This window comes from Sphingomonas sp. BK580 (genome assembly GCF_014194975.1).
GTDB lineage: Bacteria > Pseudomonadota > Alphaproteobacteria > Sphingomonadales > Sphingomonadaceae > Sphingomonas.
On the sequence record NZ_JACIAY010000012.1, the window covers coordinates 128,513 to 151,326 of the forward strand.

Consider the following 22,814-nt stretch of genomic DNA (forward strand, 5'->3'; position numbering starts at 1 on the left):
CGCGCCCGCATCAAACCTGCCCCATTGATCCGTATCAGTTTGATTGGACGGAACGATTCATCGGCGCCACCCGTATCCTCGGCCCTATGCCCGCCCCCGAGACACCGTTGTTCCGCTGGACGCATCAGGCGCAGGAGGAGCTCGAGACGCTGCTCCACGGCCACGTCGCCGAACGTTCCTTCCCGTGCGTCGGCGCCAAGGCGGCGCTGGCGCGCGGGACGCTCGACGTGCTGGCCTGCTCGCGCATCGACAGCGCCTGGGATGACCTGCGCATCCACGACGGGCTGGTCCGCTTCGCCGCCGCCTATCGCGCCGAGCCGACGCTGTTCCGCAGCTTCGCGGTGGTGTTCGAGGGCCCCGAGGAGCTCGACGAGCCCGCCTTCGAGGCCGCATTGTGGGAGCGTATCCAGTCGCTCTCGGACAAGGACGTGTGGCGCGGCCAGTCCTACGACCAGCGCGTCAGCCACGATCCCGACAGCCCGCATTTCTCGCTGAGCTTCGGGGGCGAGGCTTTCTTCGTCGTCGGCCTCCACCCCAACGCCTCGCGCCCGGCGCGCCGGTTCGCGCGGCCTACGCTGGTGTTCAACCTGCACGACCAGTTCGAGCAGCTCCGCGCAGACGGCCGCTACGAGACGATGCGCGAGGCGATCATGGTGCGCGACGAGAAGGTGGCGGGATCGCGCAACCCGATGCTGGCGCGCCACGGCGAGCTGAGCGAGGCGCGCCAGTACAGCGGCCGCATGGTCGATTCGGCGTGGCGCTGCCCGTTTCATTACGGCGGCGGGAGTGACCCGGCGTGAGTGAGACGATCGAGATCGCGCCGCGCAGCGGCACCGCCTTCCGCCTGCAGGCGGGGCAGCGGCTCACGGTGATCGATCCGCGCGGCGTCCAGGTCGCGGACCTGCTGGCGTACAATGCCGACGACGTGCGCGAGGTGATCTCCTCGGGGCGCACCTTCGACTATGCCGAGACCATCCGGCTCACCGTCGGGCACCTGCTCTACTCGAACCGATCGCGCCCGATGCTGTCGATCGTCGAGGACACGGTCGGCCGGCACGACTTCCTGCTGACGCCGTGCTCGTACGACACCTTCCACCATTTCTACCCCGAGCTGCCGCCGCACCGCGGCTGTTTCGGCAATCTCGCCGAGGCGCTCGCGCCGTATGGCGTGACCGAGGACATGATCCCGGTGGCGTTCAACTGCTTCATGAACGTGCCAGTGGACGGCGCGACGGGGAAGCTCGAAGTGCTGCCGCCGACCAGCCGCGCGGGCGACCATCTCACGCTGGAGGCGCGCATGGACCTGATCGTCGGGCTCACCGCCTGCTCGGCGCCGGCGTCGAACGGCGGCAGCTTCAAGCCGATCCACTATCGCGTGGCGTGAAGGGGGCACCGTCACGTGGTCGAGCGCCCCGGTGAACGCCGAGGGCCGGTGAAGAGGGCCCCGGCGGCCGCCGTGGACGTCCCCCACCTGGACCTTGGCGTCCGCCGCGGCGGAGAGAGATCAGGGGCGCTCCTCAGTTCACCCTAACGCGCGGTCCGCGTGCGCGCAGCTCCGCCTCGGCGATCCGCTCGGCGTAGCGCGAGGCGAGATCGAGGTGGAGGCGTCGCATCGGCGCGTCGCGGGCGTGGCGGGCGGCCTCGCTCTCCTGCTGGGCACGGCGGCGGTAGTAATCAAGGTCGTCCATCGTGGTCATCGCGTGATCCCTCCCGGGGTGAGGATTGTTTCACGATACGCTGCGACTCGCCCGGCATTGTGCGCTCATCTCCGCGTGACGCACCAACATTCGTCAGCACGCCCGGCGCGACTCGGGAAGAATCAGCACCACTTAGGTCAACACCGCGGCGGTCGCCCGCTGCTCCCGCGCTGGCGCGGCGCCGACGGCTGCGGCATGGCAGCGGCGATGGACCGTGACTTTCGCCGCGTCGCCGCCGACGGCACCGCCACCCCGCACCGCCGCGCGGTGATCGCGGAGCATCCCGTCGCGATCGAGGTCAACGGCTTGGGCTATGCGGTGATGATGGCGACTCCCGCCGACCTTGGCGACTTCGCCACCGGCTTCGCCTTGTCCGAGCGGATCGTCGCGAACGCCGGCGAGATCGCCGCGCTCGATCTGATCGACACCGCGCAGGGGGTCATCGCGCGGCTGGCGGTGCCGCCCGCGCGCGCCGCGGCGGTGGCCGACCGCGTGCGCCGCCGCGCCAGCGACAGCTCGTGCGGACTGTGCGGGATGGACAATCTCGACTCGGTCCACCGCACGCTGCCGCGCGTCGCCGGCGCGCCGGTCGCGCCCGCGGCGATCTTCGCCGCGCTGGCGGCGATGCGCGATCACCAGCCGCTCAATCGCGCCACCGGGGCCGCGCACGCCGCGATGCTGTGCGACCGCGCCGGCGCGGTCCGGCTCGCGCGCGAGGACGTCGGCCGCCACAACGCCTTCGACAAGCTGATCGGCGCCATGGCGCGCGGCGGGATGGCGTGGGACGACGGCTTCGCGCTGCTGTCGTCGCGCTGCTCCTACGAGCTGGTCGAGAAGGCCGCGCTCGCGGGCTGCGCCACGCTGGTGACGGTGTCCGCGGCGACCAGCCTGGCGCTCGAGCGTGCCGCCGCGGCGGGGTTGACGCTCGTCTCGCTGGCGCGCTCGGACGCGGTGCTCTTTTCCGCTCCCACGCGTTAAGGGAGAATGACCAAGCAGCACGACGATCGCCCCGATTTCACCCCCTATGACGGCCCCGCGGGCGGCTGGGGCTCGATGCGCTCGCTGGCGGACATCGTCCCGCGCGAGAAGAACGTGGCGGTCACCACCGCCGAGCTGGTGCGGCAGAACAAGCCGGGTGGCTTCATGTGCGTCAGCTGCGCCTGGTCCAAGCCGTACCCGCCCAACCCCGCCGAGTTCTGCGAGAACGGTGCCAAGGCGACCGCCTGGGAGATCACTAGCCAGCGAGTCACGCCCGATTTCTTCCGCGCGCACGCGCTGACCGAGCTGCGCGGCTGGAGCGACTATCGGCTCGAGGAAGCGGGGCGGCTGACGCACCCGATGAGATACGATCGCGCGACCGACCGCTACGTCGTCGCGCCGTGGGAGGAGGCTTTCGCCGCGATCGGGGCGCGACTCAAGGCGCTCGCGCCGCGCTCGGTGGTGTTCTACGCCTCGGGCCGCGCCAGCCTCGAGACCTCGTACATGTACCAGCTGATGGCGCGGCTGTACGGCAACCAGAACCTGCCCGACAGCTCGAACATGTGCCACGAGTCGACCTCGGTCGGGCTCAAGGCGGCGATCGGTGTGCCGGTCGGCACCACCACGCTGGAGGACTTCGACCACACCGACTGCATCCTGCACTTCGGCCAGAACGTCGCCACCAACAGCCCGCGCATGCTCCACCAGCTCCGCTCGGTGCACAAGCGCGGTGCCCAGATCATCGTGTTCAATCCCCTGCGCGAGCGCGGGCTGGAGCGCTTCACCGACCCGCAGAACCCGGTCGAGATGGCGACGCGCAGCGAGACGCCGATCGCCACGCAATATCATCAGGTGAAGGCGGGCGGGGACCTCGCCGCGATGATGGGCATCGCCAAATGGGTGATCGAGAACGGCCACGTCGACCACGACTTCGTGGCGGCGCACACGCACGACTATGCCGCCTTCGAGGCGCGCGCGCGGGCGACCGGCTGGGACGAGATCGAGCGCGAGTCGGGGCTGACGCGCGCCGCGCTAGAGCAGGCCGCCGAGGCCTATGCACGCTCCACGGCGACGATGGCGATCTACGGCATGGGGCTGACCCAGCACGTCAAGGGCGTCGACAACGTCCGCATGCTGGTCAACCTGCTGCTGCTCCGCGGCAATATCGGCAAGCCCGGCGCCGGTCTGTGCCCGGTGCGGGGGCACAGCAACGTCCAGGGTCAGCGCACCGTCGGCATCACCGAGAAGACCGAGCTGGCACCGGTCGAGAAGCTCAAGGAACTCTATGGCTTCGACCCGCCGACCGAGAAGGGGCTCGACACCGTCGAGGCCTGCGCCGGCGTCATCGACGGCACGGTGAAGGCATTCGTCTCGCTCGGCGGCAACTTCGTCCGCGCCGCGCCCGAGACCGAGCTGCTGGAGGAGGGCTGGGCGAGGCTGGAGCTGTCGGTGCAGATCGCCACCAAGCTCAATCGCAGCCACCTCATCCCCGCCGCGGGCGAGACCTGGCTGCTGCCGTGCCTCGGCCGCATCGAGCGCGACCTGCAGGCGACCGGCCCGCAGCGCGTGACGATGGAGGATTCGACCAGCGTCATCCACCCGTCGCTCGGCAAGGTCGAGCCGGCCAGCCCGCACCTGTTGTCCGAGCCGGCGATCGTCGCGGGGATCGCCAAGGCGCTGCTCCCGCCCAACCCCGCGATCGACTGGGACGCCTGGGTCGGCGACTATGCGCTGGTGCGCGACGAGATCGCCAAGGCGATCCCGCACTTCTTCGCGCGGTTCAACGAGCGGCTGCGGGAGGAGAAGGGCGGCTTCTGGAAGGGTAACAAGGCCGCCGAGCGGGTGTTCGAGACGAAGAGTGGCAAGGCCGAGTTCCTCGTTCCCGAGGTGCTCAACGCCACCGGCTTCGACGACAGCGACGGGCGCTACCGCCTGCTGACGTTGCGCTCGAACGACCAGTTCAACACGACGATCTACGGCTATTCGGACCGCTTCCGCGGCATCAACGGCACGCGCCAGGTCGTGCTGATGAACCGCGAGGACATCGCGCGCGCCGGGCTCACCGCGGGCGCCAAGGTGACGCTGGCGAGCGACGCGGGCGACAACCACGAGCGCCGCGTCGGCGACCTGATCGTGGTGGAATATGACGTGCCGCCGGGCTGCATCGCCGCCTATTACCCGGAGTGCAACCCGCTGATCGCGCTCGCGCACCACGCCGAGGAGAGCCACGTGCCCGCGGCCAAGTCGGTGCCGGTGCGGATCGTGGCTTAACCTCGGTCGCGCCGACGTTCACGCGATCCGCGTCTGAACGGGGCGGTGGCTGGCCGACGTCCTGACGGAGGGGTGGCGCCGACGGCCAAGGTCGGCGGACCCACCAGCGGCTACACCCTGCCGCGCGGGGCGCGCCAGCGCGGGCGAGATCGCGTCACCGGACAGCATCTTGACGTACCGGGGGCAAGCCAAAGCCCGGCCACCCCACCACGGGACGGCCGATCAGGCCCGCACCACCCACATCAATCGCCTCCGGCATAATTGTGCGACAAACCCCCCGTAGCGCGCTCCTCCGGCCGGTATCGCCGGGCAGGGAGCGAGTGATGCGCGTGATCTACCTTCTGCTGGCGTCCGCCGCCCCGATCGTTGCCCCCGCGGCCGCGCAGCAGCCGCCGCAGCGCGACCTGCCCGGGACGGTCGCGCCCACGGGCAGCGCCGCCGCCACGCCAACGCCCGGCGCCGCCACCGCCGCCCAGTCGAGCCAGGCCACTCCCGCCACCGCCCCGGCCGAGGCGCCCGCCGAGAGCGAGGACGAGCCCGCCGACATCGTCGTCACCGGGGCGCGGACCCAGCGCGGCGCGGTGGTGGGCGACATCACGCCCGAGGAACAGCTCTCTCCCGCCGACATCCGCAGCTACGGCGTCAGCTCGGTTACCGAGCTGCTCAACGAGCTCAGCCCGCAGACGCGCTCGGGCCGCGGTGCCGGCGGCGCGCCGGTGGTGCTGCTCAACGGCCGGCGGATCTCGGGCTTCCAGGAGATCCGCGACCTGCCGACCGAGGCGATCGCGCGCGTCGACATCCTCCCCGAGGAGGTCGCGCTCAAATACGGCTATCGCGCCGACCAGCGTGTGGTGAACTTCGTGCTGCGCCGCCGCTTCCGCGCGGTCACCGCCGAGATCGAGGACCGGCTCGCCGCCGAGGGCGGGCGCAACGCGCCGGGCGGCGAGCTCGACCTGCTGCGCATCCGCGAGCAGGGCCGGGTCAACCTCCACGTCCAGTACAATCGCGCCGACTCGCTCACCGAGGCCGAGCGCGACATCCTGCCCTCTCCCAACACCGCCGCGATCGGGGGCAATGTCGCCACGCGCGGGCGAGTCGCGATCGACCCGTTGTTCGGCGACGCCACGTCGCTCGGCGTCCCCGCGATCGCCGCGACGCGCGCGCCGCTGCCCGGCGAGTTCAGCGCGACTCGCAACGCCACCGACCAGTCGGCCTATCGCACGCTGCTGCCGCGCGAGCGCACCTTCTCCGCCAACGGCACCTACGCGACGACGATCTTCGGCAACGTCGCCGCCACGCTCAACGCCACGGTCGACCACAGCCGCACCGACTCGCTGCGCGGCCTCGCCGAGCTCGACCTCGCGCTGCCGGTGGGCAGCCCCTTCTCGCCCTTCGCGGTGCCCGTGACGCTGACCCGCGCCTCCGACGCGATCGCGCCGCTGACGCAGCAGGTCGAGACGACGCAGCTCCACCTCGGCGGCACGCTCAACGGCGACAAGGGACGGTGGCGCTGGTCGCTGACCGGCAACGTCGACCGCGACACCAGCGACACCGTCACCCAGACCGGGCTCGACACCACCGCCTTTCAGGCGCGGCTCGACGCGCTCGACCCGCTCGCCAACCCCTATGCGCCGCTCACGCTCGGCCGCTCGGCCGACAACAGCGCGCGCTCGACGACGACGACCGCGGGACTCGACGCGCTGGCGAGCGGCCCGCTGTTCGCGCTGCCCGCGGGCGACGCCAACGCCAGCCTGCGCATCGGTGCGTCGACCAGCGACTTCTCGAGCCGCTCGGTGCGCTTCGGCACGCCGGTCGCCGCCGACATCGGGCGCGACCTGGCCTCGACCCAGCTCAACCTCGACCTGCCGATCGCCAGCCGCGCCGAGGGCGTGCTGGCGTTCCTCGGCAACCTCTCGCTCAACGGCAATGTCGCGGCGGACCGCGTCTCCGACTTCGGCACCTTGTGGACCTATGGCTATGGCGCCAACTGGCGCCCGATCGAGGCGGTGCGGCTGCTCGCCTCGGTGACCGACCAGGCTGAGGCGCCGACCGCGGCGCAGCTGGGCAACCCGGTGGTGTCGACGCCGGGCGTGCGCGTGTTCGACTATGTCCGCGGCACGACCGCGACGGTGACGACGGTGACCGGCGGCAATCCTTTGCTGGTGCAGGACGAGCGCCACGCGCTCAAGGTCGGGCTCGACGTCAAGCCGTGGAGCGCGCGCGACATCCGTTTCCGCGCCGATTACACGCGGCAGACGACGGACGACCCGATCGCCAGCTTCCCCAGCGCCACCGCGGCGATCGAGGCCGCCTTCCCCGATCGCTACACGCGCGACGCCGAGGGCAACCTGCTGCGCATCGACACGCGCCCGATCAACTTCGCCCGCCGCGAGACGTCGCAGCTGCGCTACGGCGTCAACCTGTCGTTCCGGCTCAAGTCGAAGATCCAGAAGGAGCTGGAGGCGTTCCGCGCGGGCACGGGCCCCAACCCGTTCGCGGGGATGCGCCCGCCCGGCGAGCGGCGCGGCGGCGAGGGCGGCGGCCGCGAGGGAGCGGGCGACCGTACCCGGCCCGACGGCAGCGCCGCACGCGGCGGCGACGGCGCGCCGCCCCTGGGCGGCAGCGGCGCGGCCCCGGGCGGAGCAGGGGCTGGCGGGGGCCCGGGCGGCGGTGGTCCCGGTGGCGGCGGCTTCGGCCGGTTCGGCCGCGGTGGCGCGGCCCAGGCCGGCGGTCGCCTCCAGTTCGCGCTCTATCACACCTGGCATCTCACCGAGCGCGTCAAGGTCGCGGACAGCGGCCCGGTGCTCGACCTGCTCAACGGCGACGCGATCGGCAGTGCGGGCGGCCAGCCACGCCACGAGCTCGAGGGGCAGGCCGGCTACACCAACAACGGCTTGGGCGCGCGGATCTCGGTCAATTACCAGAGCGCCACCCGCGTCAACGGCGGCACCGCGGCGGCCCCCGAGACGCTCGACTTCGGCAGCCTCGCCACCGCCAACCTGCGTCTCTTCGCCGACCTGGGCGGGCGAATCGACTGGGTCCGCGCGCACCCGTGGATGCGCGGCACGCGCGTGAGCCTGCAGCTCGACAACCTCTTCAACACGCGCCAGCGAGTCACCGACCAGGCGGGCGAGGTGCCGATCGGCTTCCAGCCGGGCTATCTCGATCCGATCGGGCGCACCGTGCGGCTGTCGCTGCGAAAGTTGTTCTACTGAGGCGGAGCGATCGCGTGCGGCGGTCACTCTCCGAGGCTGGCTTCCGGGACGCCCTCGCTCCGCTCGCGTGGGGAGCCTGAGCACCGCGGTGTGAGGCGGGAGCGAACGCATCCGCCGCGCGAGGGGTTCGTGGCCGCCCGCCCCCGAGCCGTTCTTCGCGGAGGCGGCCATTCAGGGCCGAGCAGAGCGACGACGGGCCACGATCGGCACCCCTCGGCGCCTGCGTGCGCGGGAGCGCGAGGGTGAGTCCCGCGAGGACGTCCCGCACCGGGGTAGTCGACGCCCGGCTTCAGAACTCCGCCGACAGCCCCGCGAAGAAGCTTCGTCCCGCGACGTCGTACACGCCGGGATAGGTGTTGCCGTTGCCGAACGCCGACAGCAGCCCCTGGACGATCGCGGGCGGGTCGCGGTCGAGCAGGTTGTTCACTCCCAGGCGCAAGCTCACGCCCTGCCGCACGTTGGCGGTGAAGGCGAGATCGAAGTAGTGGTACGTGCCGATGCGCGAGTTGAGCGTGTAGGCGTCGCCCGCCAGGAACGGGTCGGCGGTGTTGCTGCTCAGCCGGGTGGCGCCGATGTAGCGCCAGTTGAGGGACACCGCGCCCTTGTCGTCGGGGGTGGTCCAGGTCAGCCGCGCCTGGTGGCGCCACTCGGGGCTGGGCTGGCCGCACGTCGGGCCGAACAGCCCCTTGCAGTCGTAGGAGCCGAGGCCCGGCAGCGGCTCGGTGACCAGCTCGTTGAGCCAGGTGCCGACGAGCGACAGGTCGAGGCGACCCAGCCCGCCCACCGGCACGGCGGCGTTGAGCCCCAGGTCGATGCCCGAGGTCTGGAGCGAGCCGGTATTCTGCGTGGTGGAGACGACATAGCCGTTCTCGCCGAACAGCGCGCCGTTGCGCGGGTCGCGCTTGAACAGCGAGCAGAAGAACGGATCGCCGGTGGCGACGCACTGGCTGATCGTCAGCGAGGTCGGGATCGAGGCGATGTAATCGCGCACCTTGATGTGGAAATAGTCGACCGACAGCGACACGCCGCGCAGGAACGAGGGCGAGAGCACGACGCCCGCGGTATAGGTGTCCGCTTCCTCGGGGCGCAGCGCTGGGTTGCCGCCGCCCAGCGCCGAGCAGACGTCGGTGGGGCAGGCGATGATGCGGCCATATTGCGCGGCGGTGACGCCGGTGAGCGCGCAGCGCTCGGCGCTGGCGAGCGGGGTCGCGCCCGAGCACGGGTCCTGCGCCGAGACGTTGCCGATCTGCTGGCCCGCGAACAGCTCGCTGATGTTGGGCGCGCGGATCGCACGATTGTAGCTGCCGCGCAGCCGCAGCGCGCGCACCGGCGCCCAGGAGACCTCGCCCTTGTAGGTCGACACGCCCTTCGACAGGTTGCTGTAGTCGGAGTAGCGATAGCCGCCGGTGATCGACAGTTCCTCGGCGAAAGGGCGGTTCTCCGCGATCGGCAGCCGCACCTCGGAGAAGAACTCGGTCACGTGGAATTGCCCGAACGACTCGGTGGTGCCCTTCTGCTGCGACAAAGCGTCGGCGGTGAAGCGCAGTTTCTCGCGGCGATGCTCGACCCCGAGCACCACGCCCAGCCCCTGATCGGCCCAGGGCAGCTTGACGCCGTAGCTGGTGAGATCGGCGTTGATCGAGCCGCTGTACACCTGCTCCTCGTCGAGCCCGCGCGTCGACGAGGGCTGGTAGATGTAGCCGAAGGCGGAGTCGGCGATGCCGTTGTAGCGGAACACGTCGAGCGGCACGCAGTCCGGGTCGCTGCCGTTCACCACCGCGGTGCAGGTCGGCGTGCCGTTGACCGACACGACCTGGAGCCCGCGATTGGCGCGCGCCGAGTCGATGTCGTTCATGTAGGTCTCGCGGAACAGCGCGCGCGAGTAGAGCCCGCTGACGTCGTAGCCGATGCCGCGCGCGATCTCGCCGCGCAGCCCCGCGGTCGCGCGATAGTCGATGCGGCGCAGGTCGTCCCGGCGCGGCCGCGCGTTGCCCGCCACCGGGCGATAGCCGATGAACAGGTCCTGCGTCGCGCCGCTGCCATAGGCGCTGCCGCACAAGAGCTGCCCCTGCTGCTGGCCGAGCAGCGGGTTGTCGCAGTTGATCGTGTAGGTCGTGCCCTGGAACAGCGCCGACGGCGCGACCTGCGAGAAGGTGTGGTCGTCCATGAACATGACGCTGCCGTACAGCTCGGCGGCGGGGTCGAACTCATATTTGGCGAAGCCGCCCGCGGTGTAGCGCACGTCCGAGCGCTGGAAGTAGTTGAGCGGCGCGGTATTGTAGCGGTAGCTGGAATCGTACGGCACCCAGGTCTTCTGCCCGTCGCGGGTGTTGTTGTAGGCGGTGCCGGCATTTGGGCCGGTGAGCGGCTGGAACAGGCCGTACATGTTGTTGCTCGACCCTCCGCAGGTGAAGGCGCTGTTGTTGTCGGTCGGATCGAGCGCGCAGGCGGAGACGTCGCGGTTGGCCTGTATGATCGGCTTGACGTCGCGATAGCCGAAATAGGCGGTGATGTTGCCGCGGTCGCCGAGCTTCTTGCCGACCGCGAGATTAGCGTCGAGCCGCTGTCCGTCCACCGGCGAGTTGAGCGCGGTGGCATAGCCGTTGCGGCGGACGAGGTCGCGCAGCCCGCCGTTGTCGTTGTGGTGTGCGGCGAAGCCGTACTGGACGTCGCCGCGGACGCCGTCGAGGTCGTCGCGCAGGATGAAGTTGACCACGCCGGAGATCGCGTCCGACCCGTACACCGCCGAGGCGCCACCCGTGACGACGTCGATCCGCTGCACCATGAAGCCGGGGATGAAGTTGACGTCGTTGGCCTGCACCGGCAGCAGCCGCTGGCCGTTGACCAGGATCAGGTTCCGGTTGTCGCCGAGGTTGCGCAGGTTGATCCGCGCGGTGCCGTCCGAGCCATTGGAGACATTCTCGTTCGCCGCCGCGGTGACCTGGGGCAGGCGGTTGATCACGTTCTCGATGTTGGTGGCGCCCTGGAGGCGGATCTCGGCGGCGCTGACGTCGGTGATCGGGCTGTTGCTCTGCAGGCCGGGCTGCCGCAGCCGCGTGCCGGTGACGGTGACCTCTCCGCTGCCGGGCTCCGCGTCGGCCGGGGCAGGTGCGGTGGTGATCGAGGGCTCGCCCGCGGGGGGCTGCGCCTGCGGTGGCTGGGCGTAGGCGGTGCCGGCGAGGGCGAGCGCGACCGATGCGGTGGAGCGCAGCAGACGGTGTACGAGCATCGGGTCCCCCTTTTCTTTCCCGCGCTGAACTTATCGTATACCATCCATCCTTGCAAATATATTATACGAACACGGTCGCGTGAGGGCGTGCACGGCGTCTGCCGCGGTCGCTCGCGCATCGTCGTTGCGTCGGTGACCGGCCCGGGTCGCGACCGAGGAACTCGGGCCGGTCGGTGCGATCATCCCCGCACGAAGGCGAGCAGGTCGGCGTTGAGCACCTCGTGGTTCACGGTCAGCATGCCGTGCGAGTAGCCGGGATAGATCTTGAGCGTCGCGTCGGGCAGCAGCTCGGCCGAGAGCACGCCGGCGTTCCGGTAAGGGACGATCTGGTCGTCGTCGCCGTGCAGCACCAATGTGGGCACCGTGATCGCGCGCAGGTCGTCGGTCTGATCGGTCTCAGAGAAGGCCTTGATGCCCTCGTAGTGCGCCTGCGCGCTGCCCATCATGCCCTGGCGCCACCAATTGTCGACCACCGCCGGCTTCACCTCCGCGCCGTCGCGGTTGAAGCCGTAGAAGGGGCCGGCGGGCAGGTCGCGGTAGAAGGAGGCACGGTCGGCGGCGAGGGCGGCGCGCAACCCGTCGAAGACCTCGATCGGAAGCCCGCCGGGATAACGCTCGGTCCTCACCATGATCGGCGGCACCGCGCTGACCAGTACCGCCTTGGCGACGCGTCCCTGCGGCAACCCGTGACGCGCGACATAGGCGGCGACCTCGCCGCCCCCGGTCGAGTGGCCGATGTGGATCGCGTCCCGCAGGTCGAGGTGCTCCGCGACCGCGGCGGCGTCGGCGGCATAGGTGGCCATGTCATGGCCGTGATCGACCTGCGCCGAGCGACCGTGGCCGCGACGGTCGTGCGCGATCACGCGATAGCCCTGCGCCAGGAAGAACAGCATCTGATTGTCCCAGTCGTCCGACGACAGCGGCCAGCCGTGGTGGAACATGATCGGCTGCGCGTCCCTCGCGCCCCAGTCCTTGAAGAAGATCTCGGTCCCGTCCTGCGTGGTGATGGTCGGCATGGCTCGCTCCCTGTCTCGTGACTGCCGCCGGAAGGCGTCCGGCGATCAGAGAGTTACGCCTGCGAACCGATTCGGGGGAGCGCGATAAGATCGCGCGCTGCGTTCGAGAAAATCGAACAGGCGCGGCGCGATCGCCTCAGCCGAGCGCGCGGACATGGTCGACGAAGGCGCGCAGCGGCGGCGGGACGAGGCGGCGGCTGGAGTAATACAGGAAGGGGCCGGGGAAGCTGGGCCACCACTCGGCGAGCACCGGCTCGAGCAAGCCGGCGGCGAGGGCGGGGGTGAGCCACTCCTCGAAGAGATAGACGATGCCGCCGCCGCCCGTCGCGGCGTCGACCAGCAGGTCGGCGGCGCCCGCGACCCGCGCGATCAGCCGCGCGCGCGGTTCGATCCGCACCGCCTCGCCGTCGCGCTCGAACTCCCACGGGCTCGCCAGCGCGCCGCTGGAGAAGCGACCGACCAGACCGTCATGGTCGAGCAGCGCGCGCGGGTGTGCGGGGCGGCCGCGACGGTCGAGATAGGCCGGCGCGGCCGCGGCGGCGAAGCGCTGCACGCGCGGCCCGATCGGCACCGCGATCATGTCCTGCTCGAGCCGCTCGTCGTAGCGGATCCCGGCGTCGGCGCCCGAGGCGAGGATGTCGACGAACGAGTCCTCGGCGTCGATCTCGACGCGGATGTCGGGGAAGGCGGCGAGGAAGCCGGGAAGGATCGATGGCAGCACGAGCTTGGCCGCGCTCACCGGCACGTTGAGCCGCAGCAGCCCGGTGGGTCGCTCGCGCAGCTCGTCGACCGAGCCGAGCGCCGCCGCGACCGAGTCGAGCGCGGGCGCGAGCCGCTCGAGCAGGCGCGCGCCCGCCTCGGTCGGCGCGACGCTGCGCGTGGTGCGGTGGAGCAGCCGCAGCCCGACGCGCGCCTCCAGCCGGCGCACCGCCTCGCTCAGCGTCGAGGCGCTGCGCCCGGTCACGCGGGCCGCATCGCGGAAGCCGCGCGCGCGGGCCACCGCGACGAAGGCCTCGAGGTCGGAGAGATCGGCGTTCATCGTTCGGCTTCCCGTACGGGTCGTCCCGATCTTTCCGGCTAATCGGCACAATCGCAAGCGCCTATCTGCGGGTCCACGAACGAGGAGACGCAGCATGGACTCGACGATGACCTACAGGCTTGGCGACCGCGACGTGCGCCGGCTCGGCTACGGCGCGATGCAGCTCGCCGGCCCCGGCGTGTTCGGCCCGCCGCGCGACCGCGACGCCGCCCTGGCGGTGCTGCGCGCGGCGGTCGCGGCCGGGGTCGACCATGTCGACACCAGCGACTTCTACGGGCCGCACGTCACCAACCAGCTGATCCGCGAGGCGCTGTCGCCCTATCCCGAGGATCTCACGATCGTCACCAAGGTGGGCGCGGTGCGCGGGGCGGAGGGCTCGTGGGACCCGGCGCAGTCCCCCGCCGCGCTGCGCGCCGCGGTCCACGACAACCTGCGCAACCTCGGGCTGGAGCAGCTCGCGGTGGTCAACTTCCGCGTCCACGACGGCAGCCACGGCCGCAGCGAGGGCTCGATCGCCGAGGGCTATGGCGCGCTGGCGGCGATGCGCGAGGAGGGGCTGATCCGCCACCTCGGGATCAGCAACGCCACCGCGGCGCAAGTGGACGAGGCGCGCGCCATCGCGCCGCCGGTGTGCGTCCAGAACATGTACAATCTCGCCCACCGCGAGGACGACGCGCTGATCGACCGGCTCGCCGCCGACGGCATCGCCTATGTCCCCTTCTTCCCGCTCGGCGGCTTCAGCCCGCTCCAGTCGGGCGCGCTCGACGCGGTCGCGGCGCGGCTGAGCGCGACGCCGATGCAGGTGGCGCTCGCGTGGCTGCTGCACCGCTCGCCCAACATCCTGCTGATCCCGGGCACGTCGTCGGTGACGCACCTGCGCGAGAACCTGGCGGCGGCGGCGGTCGTACTCGACGCGGCGGCACTGGACGCGCTCGACACGATCGGCGCGGCGCGGTGAGCGCCGGCCGCGCCGCGCGGCATGGCCAAGCGCGGCGCGGCAGGCCATAGCGGCGGCGCCATGACCGACTCCGCGCTGGCGCTCTACGTCCACTGGCCGTTCTGCGTCTCGAAATGCCCCTATTGCGACTTCAACAGCCACGTCCGCGCCTCGGTCGACCAGGCGGCGTGGCGCGACGCGCTGCTGGCCGACCTCGCCCATGAGGCGGCGGCGCTGCCGGGGCGACGGCTCGGCTCCATCTTTTTCGGCGGCGGCACGCCCTCGCTGATGCCGCCCGCCACCGTCGCCGCGGTGATCGACGCCGCCACCGCGGCCTGGGCGCCGCTGCCCGAGCTCGAGGTGACGCTGGAGGCCAACCCCTCCTCGGTCGAGGCGGCGCGCTTCGCCGACCTCGCCGCCGCGGGGGTGAACCGGGTCTCGCTCGGGCTGCAGGCGCTCGACGACGCCGCGCTGCGCTTCCTCGGCCGCGCGCACGACGTCGCCGAGGCGCTCGGCGCGCTCGACGTCGCGCAGCGCCACTTCGCGCGGGTGAGCACCGACCTGATCTACGCGCGCCCCGACCAGTCGCTCGCCGCCTGGGAGCGCGAGCTCGGGCAGGCACTGGGCTTCGGCACCGAGCACCTGTCGCTCTACCAGCTCACGATCGAGCCGGGGACGCGCTTCCACACCGAGGCGGCGGCGGGGCGGCTGACCATCCCCGACGGCGACGCCGCCGCCGACCTGTTCGAGGCGACGCGCGCGATCACCGCCGCCGCCGGGCTGCCCGCCTACGAGGTGTCGAACCACGCCCGGCTCGGCGCGGAGAGCCGCCACAATCTCGCTTACTGGCGCTACCGCGACTATGCCGGCGTCGGCCCCGGCGCGCACGGCCGGCGCCAGGCGAGCGCGACGCAGCGCCATCGCAAGCCCGAGAACTGGCTCGGCGCGGTCGCGCGCAACGGCCACGGCCTCATCACCGAGGAGCCGCTCGCCCCTGAGGCGCGCGCGCGCGAGGCGCTGCTGATGGGGCTGCGGCTCGCCGAGGGCGTCGACCTGGCGCGGGTGGCGCGGGTGACGGGGCTGGCGATCGAGGCGATCGTCGACGCCGACGCGATCGGCGCGCTCCCGGGACTGATCGCGCGCGACGGCGAGCGGCTGCGCGTGACCGAGGCGGGGATCCTGCTGCTCGACTCGATCCTGCCGCGCGTGGTGCGCTGAGGCATAACGCGCCCCCTCCCCTTCAGGGAAGGGCGGGGGTGGGGCGCGTCCGCGGCCAGCGCGATGAAGATCTCCAGCGCCGCGCCTGCGGTAAGGCCCCACCCCCACACCCTCGCCTGAGGGGGAGGGGATCCGCTAGTTCGTCAGCCCCACTTTCGTCGCCAGCCACGCCGCCGCTTCTTCGGGCGACTCCTTGTCGGCGTCGCGGTCGACCAGGTAGTTGGCCGAGCGCATCGCCGCGACCGGGATGCGCCCGACCAGCGGCGCCAGCGCGGCGCGGAAGCGCGCGTCGCCGCGTCGCGCGGGCGCCAGCAGCAGCACCGCGTCATAGGTGGGGATCGCGCCGCGCGGATCGGTCAGCACGATGAGATGCTCCGCCGCGATCCGCCCGTCCGAGGAGAAGGCGCTGATCACGTCGGCGCGCCCGCTCGCCAGTGCGCGGTACATGAAGGTCGGGCTGTACGGCGTCGCCGCGGCGAAGCGCAGCGGGTAGGCGGCGCGGATCGCGGCCCACTCGGGCCGGTCGAGGAACTCGAGGTCGGCCCCGAGCCGCAGCCCCGGCGCGGCGGCGGCCAGGTCGTCGAGCGAGGCGATGCCGCGCGCGCGCGCGTCGGCGCCGCGCATCGCGAAGGCATAAGCGTTCTCGAAGCCGAGCGTCCCCAGCAGGGTGACGCCGCGCGACCGCTCGGTCCAGCGTGCGAGCTCGGCCACCAGCCGCGCGCGGGGCGGGGTGTCGCGCCGCGCCATCGCGCCGGTCCACAAGGTGCCGGCATAGTCGACGTAGACGTCGACCGCCCCGCTCGCCACCGCGCCGAACGCCACCGCCGAGCCGAGCCCGTCGCGATAGGTCACGCTGTACCCCGCGCGCTCCAGCCGCGCGCCGATCAGCCGTGCCAGGATATATTGCTCGGAGAAGTTCTTGGCGCCGACCACCACGGCGCGCTCGCCGCCGCCGCCGCGCCACAGGGGCGCGCTCGCGGCCGCGCCGGCGGCGACCAGCAGCGCCAGCGCCGCCGCCATGCGCCGCCACTGCCGCCGCCCCGCGGCGCGCTCGGCGAAGCCCAGCAGCGCGTCGACCGCCAGCGCCAGCGCCGCCGCGCCGATGCAGCCCGCCACCACCAGCGTCCAGGCCTGCGTCTGCAGCCCGGCGAAGATGAGGTCGCCCAGGCTCGGCTGGCCCACCGTGGTGGAGAGCGTCGCCGCGCCGATCGTCCACACCGCGGCGGTGCGCACCCCCGCCATGGCGACCGGAAGTACCAGCGGCGCCTCGACCCAGCGCAGCTTCTGCGCCGCGGTCATGCCGATGCCGTCCGCGGCGATCAGCAGCGCGCGGCCGATCCCGGCGAGCCCGGTGACGAGGTTCCGCACGATCGGCAGCAGCGCGTAGAGCGTCAGCGCGAGCAGCGCGGGCAGGAAACCCAGCGCCGGGATGCCGCCGCCGACCAGCGCCGAGAGCCACAGCAGCGCGGGATAGAAGAGCGCGAGCAGCGCGAGGCTGGGGATGGTCTGCACCAGGCTGGCGAAGCCCAGCACCGCCGCGCCGAGGTGTTGCCGCCGTGCCGCGAGCAGCCCGAGCGGCAGCGCCAGCGCGAGCGCGAGCAGCAGCGCGGCGAGCGCGAGCAGCAGGTGCTGCGCCGCCAGCGCGGGGACGCGCGCGAGCGCCTCGCTCATGCCCCGCCTCTCCGCGCGAGGGTCGCGAGCCGTTCGGCCTGCGCGCGCGGCACCGCGACCAGCGCCGCGGCGCGCTCGCCGCCCGCGCCGGCGAGCAGCGCGGTAGGGGTCTCGTCGGCGACGACGCGGCCGCGCTCCATCACCAGCACGCGGTCGGCGGCGAGCAGCGCCTCGGTCATGTCGTGGGTCACCATCACCGTGGTCAGCGCGAGCGCGCGGTGGAGCCGCGCGACCGACTCCATCAGCGCCTCGCGCGTGACCGGATCGAGCGCGCCGAAGGGCTCGTCCATCAGCAGCAGCCGCGGCCCGGTGACGAGCGCGCGCGCGACCCCGACGCGCTGGCGCTGCCCGCCCGAGAGCTCGGCGGGCAAACGAGTCGCGAGCGCCGCGGGAAGGTCGACGAGGTCGAGCATCGCCGCGACGCGATCGTCGTCGCGCCGGCCGATGACGCGCAGCGGCAGCGCGACATTCTCCGCCACGCTGAGGTGCGGGAAGAGTCCGACCTCCTGGAAGACATAGCCGATGCGGCGGCGCAGCGCGTGCGGCGGCCCGTCCGCCACGTCGACGCCGTCGAGCGTGACCCGGCCCGCGCTCGGCTCCACCAGCCGGTTGATCGTCTTGAGCAGCGTCGACTTGCCCGAGCCGGACGCGCCGACCAGCGCCACCAGGCTGCCCGGCGCGAGCGTCAGCGAGATGTCGTCGACGGCGGCGGTGCCGTCGGGATAGTTTTTGGCGACGCGCTCGAACGCGATCGCGGGCCCACTCACCGGCAGGGGCAGCTTTTGTGCTGGCATCGCGCGCGACGATGCGGGAAGCCTGCGCGACTAACAAGCGTCAAGACGCGGGAGAGCAGGATGAAGGCGATACTCGTCACCGGCGGCGGCTCGGGCATCGGTCGCGCGGTGGCGCAGCGCTTCGCCGCCGAGGGCTGGCGCGTCGGCGTCGCCGACATCGACCGGCGCGGGCTCGCCGAGACCGCCGCGCTGCTGCCGCGCGACCGCACCAGCACGCACCAGATGGACGTGCGCGACCCGGCCGAGTGGGAGCATGTGCTCGCCGACTTCGCCGCGATCAGCGACGGGCGCCTCGACGTGCTGTTCAACAACGCCGGCGTGGCGGCGGGCGGCGCCTTCGGGGAGATCGCGATCGAGGCGCTCGACCGCGTGATCGACGTCAACTTCCGCGGCGTCGCTTACGGCGCGCGGCTGGCCTATCCGTACCTGCGCGCGACGCCGGGGTCGTGCCTGCTCAACACCGCGTCGGCCTCGGCGATCTACGGCTCGTCGGGGCTCGCCGCCTACTCGGCGACCAAGTTCGCGGTGCGCGGGCTCACCGAGGCGCTCGACGGCGAGTGGGCGCGCGAGGGCATCCGCGTGCGCTCGCTCATGCCGGGCTTCATCGACACCGCGCTGCTGTCCGCGCCCGTCGCGGGTTCGAACCGCACCGCGCGCGAGGCGGTGGCGGCGGCGGGGCTCGAGTTCACCCCGGTCGAGGTGGTCGCGGACCAGGCCTGGGCGGCGGTGCAGGGGGACCGGCTCCACACGCTGGTCGGCCCGACCGCGCGGCGGCTCGCCTTCGCGGCGCGCTGGCTGCCGGGGCGGCTGCGCGCATCGATGCGGCGGCGCGTGATGCGGTGACGGTTCCGCATCCTCCCCCCTCGCGGGGAGGGGGACCGCCGCCCGCAGCGCGGTGGTGGAGGGGGCTCTCGCCGAACGCACCGGCTCGCCCGCGGAGAGCCCCCTCCGTCAGCGCTGACGCGCTGCCACCCCCCAGTGCCGGGGAGGATCTTGGCTCACCCCCCGAGGATCGCGTCGATCGCGGTCGCCAGCTCGATGTCGCGCTCGGACAGGCCGCCGGCGTCATGCGTCGTCAGCAGTATCTCTACCCGGTTCCACACGTTGCTCCACTCGGGATGGTGGTCGGCGCGCTCCGCCAGCAGCGCCACCTGGGTCATGAAGCCGAACGCCTCGGCGAAGTCGGTGAAGACGATCGTGCGCGTGATCGCGTCGCGCGCGTCGTCATAGTCCCACTCGGGCAGGCCATCGAGCGCGTCGGCGCGCTCGGCCTCGCTGAGTTGTTCGATCGCCGCCATGTCGCGCTCCTCTCGCCGCCCACGCCGCTTGCCGCGGCCCGAGCGCGAGCGGTATGGCGCGGGGAATGAACGAGCAAGAGCCGATGGGCGCGGCGCCCTCCGCCGACGCGATCGAGGCGCACGCGCGCGCGGTGATCGCGCGTTTGCCCGACGCCTTCCGACGCCACCTCGGCGACGTGCTGCTGCTGGTCGAGGAGGAGGCCGACGCCGAGACGCTCGCCGCGCTGGAGATCGACCACCCGCTCGACCTCACCGGCGTCTACCACGGCCGCCCGATCGGCGAGAAGAGCGCCTTCGACGGGGCCGCGCTGCCCGACCGCATCCACCTCTACCGTCAAGCGATCCTGGCGGAATGGTGCGAGACCGGTGTGCGGCTCGACGATCTCGTCGCGCACGTCACCATCCACGAGATCGGCCACCATTTCGGGCTGAGCGACGACGACATGCACGCGCTGGAAGAGGCGGTCGCGGATTGACGCTGCTGGCGGCGCGCGGCCTGGCGGTGGCACGCGGCGGGCGGCTGCTCGCCGAGCGCATCGAGCTGACGCTGGAACGCGGCGGGGCGGCGCTGGTCACCGGTCCGAACGGCGCGGGCAAGTCCTCGCTGCTGCGCGTGTTCGCCGGCCTGCTCGCGCCCGCCGCGGGGACGGTGGCGCGCGGCGCGCGCGTGGCGTGGATGGGCGAGGCCGCCGCGCTCGACCCCGAGCGCGCGCTCGCCGCGGCGCTGCGCTTCTGGGCGGCGCAGGACGACGTGCCCGCGGCGGAGACACGCGTCGCCGCGGCGCTGTCGGCGCTCGCGCTCGACGATCTCGCCGACGTGCCGGTGCGGCTGCTCTCCACGGGTCAGCGCCGTCGCGCCGCGCTGGCGCGCGTGGTCGCCACGAGTGCCGAGCTGTGGCTGCTCGACGAGCCCGCGAGCGGGCTCGACGCCGCCGCGGTCGCGCGGCTCGCGCTGCTGCTGGAGGGGCATCGCGGCGCCGGCGGCGCGGCGGTGGTGACGACGCACCAGCCGCTCGCGCTGCCGGGCGCGATCGAGGTGGCGCTGTGACCGCGCTGATCTGGCGCGACGTGCGCCGCCATTACGCGAGCGGCGGCGCGACCTTGCTCGTCGCCTTCTTCCTGCTGGTCGCGACCTTGTTCCCGTTCGCGATCGGGCCCGACGCGACCTTGCTGGCGCGCGTCGGCGGCGGGGTGATCTGGGCGGCGGCGCTGCTCGCCGCGCTGCTGCCGGTCGAGCGCCTGGTCGCGCCCGACCTCGACGCCGGCGTGATCGACCAGCTGGTGGTGCGCGGGCGCACGCCGGTGACGATCGCGCTCGCCAAGGTGGCGGCGCACTGGCTGGCGTTCGCGCCGCCGCTGCTGCTGGCGACGCTGGTGGCGGCGGCGCTGCTCGATCTCTCGGCGGCGCAGCTGCTGCTGGTGCTCGCCGGTCTCGCGCTCGGGACGCCCGGGCTGGCCGCGCTGGCGGTGGCGACCGCGGCGCTCACCGCGGGGGTGCGCGGCGCCGGCGCGGTGGCGGGACTGGTGATGCTGCCGCTCGCGGTGCCGCTGCTGATCTTCGGGGCGGGGGCGCTGACCGGCGGGGGGGGCGCGCTCCAGCTGCTCGCCGCGACCAGCCTGGTGCTGCTCGTCGGCGCGCCGCTCGCCGCCGGCGCGGCGATCCGCGCGGCGCTGGACTGAGGACAGCCGCGGCGTGGCGCGGCGGCTCGGTTCAGCCGCGGCCCCGCCGATCGCGCCGCGGCCGGGCCGCGCGACTCATGCCGCGCTGTCGATGCCGAGCTCGCCGAGCTTGCGGTAGAGCGTCGAGCGCCCGATGCCGAGCCGCCGCGCCACCTCGGTCATCCGGCCGCGATAGTGCGTGATCGCCAGCCGGATCAGGTCGGCCTCGATCTCCTCGATTGTGCGCAGGTGGCCGTCGGGGCGGAACAACGGCACGCCCGCCGCCTCGGTGCCGCGGCTCGCCGCGCGCGGCCCGCGCTGGCCCAGCGCCGCGATCTGCGGGAAGTCGGCGCGGGTCAGCGTGTCGCCGTCGCACTGCACCGCGGCGCGGAATAGGGCGTCCTGCAGCTGGCGCACGTTGTGCGGCCAGTCATAGGTCATCAGCAGCATCACCGCGTCGTCGCTGATCGACAGCTGGCGCAGCCCCGGCTGGGTCGCGATCCGCTCGAGCAGGTGGCGGGTCAGCGCGGGGATGTCGCCGGCGCGCTCGCGCAGCGGCGGGATCACCACCGAGACCGCGTTGAGGCGATAGTAGAGATCCTCGCGGAAGCGTCCGGCCGCGACCTCGTCGAGCAGGCGCTTGTTGGTGGCGGCGATCACGCGCACGTCGACCGCGCGCGCGTGGCGGCCGCCGAGCGGCAGCACCTCGCCCGACTGGAGCGCGGCGAGCAGCCGACGCTGCGCGTCGAGCGGCAGATGGTCGACCTCGTCGAGGAACAGCGTCCCGCCGTCGGCCTCGACCATGCGGCCGATCTTGCGCTCGAAGGCTCCGGGGAAGGCGCCCTCCTCGTGGCCGAACAGCGCGCTCTCGATCTGATTGGCCGGCACCGCGCCGCAGTTGAGCGACACCCGCGGTGCCTCCGCGCGCGGGCTGGCGGCGTGGATCGCCTCGGCCACCACTTCCTTGCCGACGCCGCTCTCGCCCTCGATCAGCACGGGCACGCGCGCGCGCGCCGCCTTCGCGGCGATGGTGAGCGCGGCGCGGAACTCGGGCGCGGTGCCGATGATCTCGTCGAAGCCCAGCATCGCCGGGATCTTCTCGGTCAGGGGGCGCAGCTCGCCCGCGGCGTTGGCGGCGACGGCGCGGTCGAGCGCCTGGAGCAGCCGCTCGGGCGCGAGTGGCTTGGCGAGATAGTCGGTGGCACCCGCGCGCATCGCATCGACCGCCTGCGCCACCGAGGCCTGGGCGGTGAGCATCAGGATCGGCAGCTGCGCGCGATAGCCGCGCAGCTCGCCGATCAGCGCCGCCGGGTCCCAGCCCGCGCTGCCCGGGTCGAGCAGGATCGCGTCGAGCTGCATGCCGTCGGGCGTGGCGAGCGTCGCCACCGCCGCGGCGGGATCGTCCGCGAACACGAGTCGCCACCCGCCGCGGGCGGCGAGCGTCGCGATCACGCGACGCTGTGCCGCGTCCTCGTCGATCAGCATCAGCAGACGTTGTCCGTTACGCGTCATGTCTGGCCTATCGTCCCGTGGCTCCCTGCCTATCGCCTAACCGTTCTGAGTAAAGGCGGGCTTAAGCCGCGATGGGTGATATTGCCTCCGCCCTGCCGCGCCTCTACGCTGTTAACGACGACAGTCACAACGATGAGGAAAAGATGGCGGAGAGTGGCGCGGGGCGCGGCGACATCAAGGCGCACGAGGCGACCTATTCCGGCATGATCGGCCTGTTGAAGTACGGCGCGGTGGCCTGTTTCATCCTCGCCTTCTTCGTCATCTGGCTGATCGCGTAGCC

At 72.5% G+C, this 22,814-nt stretch carries 20 protein-coding genes; 12 read left to right on the forward strand and 8 right to left on the reverse strand.

Going from position 1 to position 22,814, the window contains the following annotated elements:
• Positions 1-86 precede the first annotated feature (86 nt).
• Both gntA and FHY05_RS18490 read left to right on the forward strand, forming a co-directional pair.
• Positions 87-800, forward strand: coding sequence for a guanitoxin biosynthesis heme-dependent pre-guanitoxin N-hydroxylase GntA (gntA, locus tag FHY05_RS18485; RefSeq protein ID WP_183945905.1), 714 nt, complete (start codon positions 87-89; stop codon positions 798-800).
• A complete protein-coding gene (locus FHY05_RS18490; protein WP_183945906.1) occupies positions 797-1,384 on the forward strand; it encodes a DUF1989 domain-containing protein in 588 nt (195 codons plus the stop codon). Before gntA ends, FHY05_RS18490 begins: the two co-directional genes overlap by 4 nt.
• 133 nt (positions 1,385-1,517) lie before the next feature.
• Here the strand turns inward: FHY05_RS18490 and FHY05_RS18495 are convergent, their stop codons facing one another.
• On the reverse strand, positions 1,518-1,697 hold the full coding sequence (locus tag FHY05_RS18495; protein WP_183945907.1) for a hypothetical protein: 180 nt from the start codon (positions 1,695-1,697) through the stop codon (positions 1,518-1,520).
• Positions 1,698-1,892: 195 nt separating this feature from the next.
• Here FHY05_RS18495 and fdhD point away from each other — a divergent pair, with 195 nt between their 5' ends.
• The 3 genes from fdhD to FHY05_RS18510 all read left to right on the forward strand — a co-directional run bounded on the left by fdhD (position 1,893) and on the right by FHY05_RS18510 (position 8,161).
• Entirely contained in the window at positions 1,893-2,675 is a 783-nt protein-coding gene (fdhD, locus tag FHY05_RS18500) for a formate dehydrogenase accessory sulfurtransferase FdhD (protein ID WP_260181694.1), read from the forward strand.
• 6 nt (positions 2,676-2,681) lie between these two features.
• Positions 2,682-4,946 carry an FdhF/YdeP family oxidoreductase gene (locus FHY05_RS18505; RefSeq protein WP_183945908.1) on the forward strand — a complete coding sequence of 755 codons (2,265 nt, stop codon included), beginning with the start codon at positions 2,682-2,684 and terminating at the stop codon, positions 4,944-4,946.
• A 323-nt stretch (positions 4,947-5,269) separates the two neighbouring features.
• Entirely contained in the window at positions 5,270-8,161 is a 2,892-nt protein-coding gene (locus FHY05_RS18510; protein WP_183945909.1) for a TonB-dependent receptor, read from the forward strand.
• A 289-nt stretch (positions 8,162-8,450) separates the two neighbouring features.
• Here the strand turns inward: FHY05_RS18510 and FHY05_RS18515 are convergent, their stop codons facing one another.
• The 3 genes from FHY05_RS18515 to FHY05_RS18525 form a co-directional block, all read right to left on the reverse strand.
• Positions 8,451-11,390 carry a TonB-dependent receptor domain-containing protein gene (locus FHY05_RS18515; protein ID WP_183945910.1) on the reverse strand — a complete coding sequence of 980 codons (2,940 nt, stop codon included), beginning with the start codon at positions 11,388-11,390 and terminating at the stop codon, positions 8,451-8,453.
• A 179-nt stretch (positions 11,391-11,569) separates the two neighbouring features.
• Positions 11,570-12,406, reverse strand: coding sequence for an alpha/beta fold hydrolase (locus FHY05_RS18520; protein ID WP_183945911.1), 837 nt, complete (start codon positions 12,404-12,406; stop codon positions 11,570-11,572).
• A 136-nt stretch (positions 12,407-12,542) separates the two neighbouring features.
• Positions 12,543-13,445 (reverse strand): LysR family transcriptional regulator, encoded by a 903-nt coding sequence (locus tag FHY05_RS18525; RefSeq protein ID WP_183945912.1) that lies wholly within the window; start codon positions 13,443-13,445, stop codon positions 12,543-12,545.
• Positions 13,446-13,539: 94 nt separating this feature from the next.
• On the opposite strand from FHY05_RS18525, the gene FHY05_RS18530 reads away from it, so the two are divergent.
• Both FHY05_RS18530 and hemW read left to right on the forward strand, forming a co-directional pair.
• Complete coding sequence (locus FHY05_RS18530; protein WP_183945913.1) at positions 13,540-14,403, forward strand: oxidoreductase; 864 nt, start codon at positions 13,540-13,542, stop codon at positions 14,401-14,403.
• A gap of 60 nt (positions 14,404-14,463) precedes the next feature.
• Positions 14,464-15,600 carry a radical SAM family heme chaperone HemW gene (hemW, locus tag FHY05_RS18535; RefSeq protein ID WP_183945914.1) on the forward strand — a complete coding sequence of 379 codons (1,137 nt, stop codon included), beginning with the start codon at positions 14,464-14,466 and terminating at the stop codon, positions 15,598-15,600.
• A gap of 135 nt (positions 15,601-15,735) precedes the next feature.
• Here the strand turns inward: hemW and FHY05_RS18540 are convergent, their stop codons facing one another.
• Positions 15,736-17,271 carry an ABC transporter permease/substrate-binding protein gene (locus tag FHY05_RS18540; RefSeq protein ID WP_183945915.1) on the reverse strand — a complete coding sequence of 512 codons (1,536 nt, stop codon included), beginning with the start codon at positions 17,269-17,271 and terminating at the stop codon, positions 15,736-15,738.
• Positions 17,268-18,065 (reverse strand): ATP-binding cassette domain-containing protein, encoded by a 798-nt coding sequence (locus tag FHY05_RS18545; protein ID WP_183945916.1) that lies wholly within the window; start codon positions 18,063-18,065, stop codon positions 17,268-17,270. The genes FHY05_RS18540 and FHY05_RS18545 overlap by 4 nt, the downstream gene beginning before the upstream one ends.
• 60 nt (positions 18,066-18,125) lie before the next feature.
• Between FHY05_RS18545 and FHY05_RS18550 the strand changes: the two genes are divergently transcribed.
• On the forward strand, positions 18,126-18,908 hold the full coding sequence (locus FHY05_RS18550; RefSeq protein WP_183945917.1) for an SDR family oxidoreductase: 783 nt from the start codon (positions 18,126-18,128) through the stop codon (positions 18,906-18,908).
• Between the two features lie 155 nt (positions 18,909-19,063).
• On the opposite strand, the gene FHY05_RS18555 is transcribed toward FHY05_RS18550, so the two are convergent.
• A complete protein-coding gene (locus FHY05_RS18555; RefSeq protein ID WP_183924206.1) occupies positions 19,064-19,363 on the reverse strand; it encodes a 4a-hydroxytetrahydrobiopterin dehydratase in 300 nt (99 codons plus the stop codon).
• A 65-nt stretch (positions 19,364-19,428) separates the two neighbouring features.
• Between FHY05_RS18555 and FHY05_RS18560 the strand changes: the two genes are divergently transcribed.
• Genes FHY05_RS18560 through FHY05_RS18570 form a run of 3 tightly spaced genes read left to right on the forward strand, consistent with a single transcriptional unit; the run spans position 19,429 to position 21,043 of the window.
• Entirely contained in the window at positions 19,429-19,839 is a 411-nt protein-coding gene (locus FHY05_RS18560; protein ID WP_183945918.1) for a metallopeptidase family protein, read from the forward strand.
• Positions 19,836-20,411, forward strand: coding sequence for a heme ABC exporter ATP-binding protein CcmA (gene ccmA, locus FHY05_RS18565; protein WP_183945938.1), 576 nt, complete (start codon positions 19,836-19,838; stop codon positions 20,409-20,411). The genes FHY05_RS18560 and ccmA overlap by 4 nt, the downstream gene beginning before the upstream one ends.
• Positions 20,408-21,043, forward strand: a complete 636-nt coding sequence (locus tag FHY05_RS18570) for a heme exporter protein CcmB (protein ID WP_183945919.1) — start codon at positions 20,408-20,410, stop codon at positions 21,041-21,043. The genes ccmA and FHY05_RS18570 overlap by 4 nt, the downstream gene beginning before the upstream one ends.
• 75 nt (positions 21,044-21,118) lie before the next feature.
• Here FHY05_RS18570 and FHY05_RS18575 read toward each other — a convergent pair whose 3' ends face one another.
• Positions 21,119-22,534 carry a sigma-54 dependent transcriptional regulator gene (locus FHY05_RS18575; protein ID WP_183945920.1) on the reverse strand — a complete coding sequence of 472 codons (1,416 nt, stop codon included), beginning with the start codon at positions 22,532-22,534 and terminating at the stop codon, positions 21,119-21,121.
• A 71-nt stretch (positions 22,535-22,605) separates the two neighbouring features.
• On the opposite strand from FHY05_RS18575, the gene FHY05_RS18580 reads away from it, so the two are divergent.
• Positions 22,606-22,812: an aa3-type cytochrome c oxidase subunit IV gene (locus FHY05_RS18580; RefSeq protein WP_260181695.1), complete on the forward strand. Its 207-nt coding sequence runs from the start codon at positions 22,606-22,608 to the stop codon at positions 22,810-22,812.
• The last annotated feature ends 2 nt before the right edge of the window (positions 22,813-22,814 follow it).